The 2,011-nt window shown below is 70.0% G+C and carries 3 protein-coding genes; 2 read left to right on the top strand and 1 reads right to left on the bottom strand.

Annotation, left to right across the window (positions count from 1 at the left end; all coding sequences use genetic code 11):
* Nucleotides 1-139 precede the first annotated feature (139 nt).
* Nucleotides 140-538, bottom strand: a complete 399-nt coding sequence (locus MFF42_RS23725) for a tautomerase family protein (protein ID WP_238258247.1) — start codon at nucleotides 536-538, stop codon at nucleotides 140-142.
* A gap of 259 nt (nucleotides 539-797) precedes the next feature.
* Between MFF42_RS23725 and MFF42_RS23720 the strand changes: the two genes are divergently transcribed.
* On the top strand, nucleotides 798-1,136 hold the full coding sequence (locus MFF42_RS23720; protein ID WP_238258246.1) for a hypothetical protein: 339 nt from the start codon (nucleotides 798-800) through the stop codon (nucleotides 1,134-1,136).
* Nucleotides 1,137-1,270: 134 nt separating this feature from the next.
* A partial coding sequence (locus MFF42_RS23715; protein ID WP_238258244.1) for an Hsp70 family protein occupies nucleotides 1,271-2,011 on the top strand: 741 nt, incomplete at its 3' end.

The following is a 2,011-nucleotide window of genomic DNA, read 5'->3' as shown; positions in this document are numbered from 1 at the left end:
CCTCCCCGCAAGGGGGAGAGGAGAGGGGGCGATGCTCGCGCTGATCAGCCGGAAACCGATGAGACGCTGTTCCGGGTGGGGACCGGCCTCGCGGATTCCGTCGATCCGAACGGCCGATGAGGGACTTGAGCGCGAAATCCTACGATGTCGGCGCATCCGGGACGTAGGAGGCGAGGCCGTTTCCGAACGACCATTCGTCGCGCTCGTTCGACGAGAGGATGATCTGCACGTCCTCTCGCCTCAGGCCGGGCGCCTCGACGAGCCGATCGGCGATCGCTTCGTAGAGCCGCTTCTTGGTCGCCGTATCGCGCCAGTTCCCGGCGACGATGTGGATCAGAACGATGTCCTCGGTTCGATGGATTCCGAGGTAATCGGCGTCGAAGATCAGATCGTCGGGGTCGTGCTGCGTGATGATTTGAAAACGATCCCCCGGCGGCACGCCGTAGGCTTCCATCAGCCCTTGATGAATTCCGTCCGCGATGGCTCGCACGTAGGACTTGGACTTGCCTGCGAGCAGCGAAATGCGAACGAGCGGCATTGCACGACGGTCCTTGTCATTCGATGCGAGAGGGAGCGCGCGTCACCGCTGGCAGGGTAGGCTGAACCGGGTCGTCGTCGCTACAGGGATTGTCCGCCTTTGGGGTCGGAAGCGGCCCGTCGCATCACCGAGCGCACGGGGTATTGATCGGCGAATGCGCGGGCCCGTGAGGCCGCCGGCAGCGATCGTGTTCTGCCCGTGCGGCGAATCGCGGGCCGGCGCGTTGTCGTCGTCGATCGACCGTGACCGGAGCGCCTTGATGTCCGTTCGTGCCGCCGTCCTGCTCGTCCCCGGCCTCCTGGCCCTCACCGTCGGCGCCGGGGCCGCGCCCTTCGACAATCTGAAGGAGGATCTTTCGTCCTGCCTCCGGTTCGAGCTGGACGGGACGCGGTCGCAGCGGCACGTGCCGATGACCGCCAAGGCGGGGCTCGCGCTCCAGAAATGCGCCGGTGAAATGGATCGGCTCGAACGGGCGGACCCGCGCCGGCTGCGGAGCGACCACGGTCTCAGCCCTTCGACCTGGGCCGTCATCGACAGCGTCTTCGGCCCCGGCAGCCGCGGGCGCTTGGCCGACATCCTCTATCGCGCGGGCGACTGAACCGTCCGCCCTTCCCGGAACGTCGGCGGGAGCGGGCGAGACCGTCACCGAGTCAGGATCCCCGCCGATTGCGATTATAACCGCGGCGGGGCGGCCGTCGGCGGGCCGGCGCCGCCCGAACCGAAGGGGGCTTCATGGCGATCGTCGGCATCGATCTCGGCACCACGAACTCGGCGGTCGCCGTCTGGACGCCGGAGGGACCGCGGCTCATCCCCAACGCGCTCGGCGAGCCGCTGACGCCCTCCGTTGTCGGCCTCGACGCGGACGGGACGGTGCTGGTCGGGCGCGCCGCGCGGGAGCGGCTCGCCACCGAGCCCGAGCGCACGGTCGCCTCCTTCAAGCGCTGGATGGGGTCGGGCCACGTCACCCGGCTCGGCCGCGGCCAGAGCTTCCGCCCGGAGGAGCTGTCGGCGCTGGTGCTGAAGAGCCTCAAGGCCGACGCGCAGGCGCATCTCGGGACGGAAGTGACCGAGGCGGTGATCTCGGTGCCGGCCTATTTCAACGACATCCAGCGCAAGGCCACCCTCGACGCCGCCCGCCTCGCCGGCCTGCCGGTGGAGCGCCTCGTCAACGAGCCGACCGCGGCGGCGCTCGCCTACGGGGTCGCGTCGAAGCAGGAGGGCACCGTCCTCGTGTTCGATCTCGGCGGCGGCACCTTCGACGTCTCGCTGCTCGAACTCTACGAGGGCGTGATGGAGGTGCGCGCCACCGCCGGCGACGTGGCGCTCGGAGGCGACGACTTCTCCGAGGTGCTGGCGGCGGCGATCGCCGAGGATCAGCGGGTCGCCCACGACGGCCTGTCGCCGGGGGACCGCGCCCGCCTGCTGCGGGTCGCCGAGGCGGTCAAGCGCGGGCTCACCGCCGCGCCGGAGGCG

The organism is Methylorubrum podarium (assembly GCF_022179745.1).
GTDB lineage: Bacteria > Pseudomonadota > Alphaproteobacteria > Rhizobiales > Beijerinckiaceae > Methylobacterium > Methylobacterium podarium.
This window is presented reverse-complemented; position numbering and strand designations above follow the sequence as displayed.

Excerpts from the sequence above, each read along its gene's own strand:
- MFF42_RS23720 (WP_238258246.1), top strand. The coding sequence starts at position 798 with ATGTCCGTTCGTGCCGCCGTCCTGCTCGTCCCCGGCCTCCTGGCCCTC.
- MFF42_RS23725 (WP_238258247.1), bottom strand. The coding sequence starts at position 538 with ATGCCGCTCGTTCGCATTTCGCTGCTCGCAGGCAAGTCCAAGTCCTAC.